The following is a 593-nucleotide window of genomic DNA, read 5'->3' as shown; positions in this document are numbered from 1 at the left end:
CAGCCATGCCGCGTACAGCGCGACGAACAGCGGCTGCAGGCCGTTGACCACCGCGCCATGCGACGCCGGGACCGATTTCATCGCCCACGCGGAGAACACCGGGTACGCGATGATCACGCCGAGCGACGTGACCGCGAGGCTTTTCAGTTGCGCGCGAGTCGGCAGCGGCTCGCGGCGCCACCACAGCAGCAGGCCGGCCGGTACCGCGGCGGCAAGCGCGCGGCCGAGCCCGTTGAGCAGCGGATGGAGTTCGGAGACGACGATACGCGTCATCGGCAGCGTCAGGCTGAAGATCATCACGCCGATGAGGCCGAGCAGCATGCCCCGGGTTTCGCGCGAATTCATGTGAGGGGTGTCTCCGTGTTGCCAGTATTGGTGTAGTTCAGGGCGGGCGGCAGGGTGTTCAGCGCAGCGTGCGCGCGCCCTGCGGTGTGTCGAATTCGGCGACCAGCGCGGGCGGGCCGTCGGCCGCTTCCAGGTCGAGCAGGTGGGCGGCGCCGAGCCAGTCGAGTTGCTCGCGGATCGCGTCCGCACGCGGGTGGACGCCCTTGAGCGCTTTCAGTGCGACGCCGTCGCCCGGCAGCGATTCGGCA

1 protein-coding gene and 1 pseudogene are annotated in these 593 nt (G+C 69.5%); both read right to left on the bottom strand.

Going from position 1 to position 593, the window contains the following annotated elements:
• Positions 1-345: DMT family transporter (locus G3N99_RS41295; protein ID WP_206125320.1), on the bottom strand; the 345-nt coding region annotated here is incomplete at its 3' end.
• 58 nt (positions 346-403) lie between these two features.
• Positions 404-593: pseudogene (locus G3N99_RS41290) on the bottom strand (VOC family protein); the annotation flags it as partial.

It is taken from the genome of Burkholderia sp. Ac-20392, assembly GCF_017104585.1.
Lineage (GTDB): Bacteria > Pseudomonadota > Gammaproteobacteria > Burkholderiales > Burkholderiaceae > Burkholderia > Burkholderia lata.
This window is presented reverse-complemented; position numbering and strand designations above follow the sequence as displayed.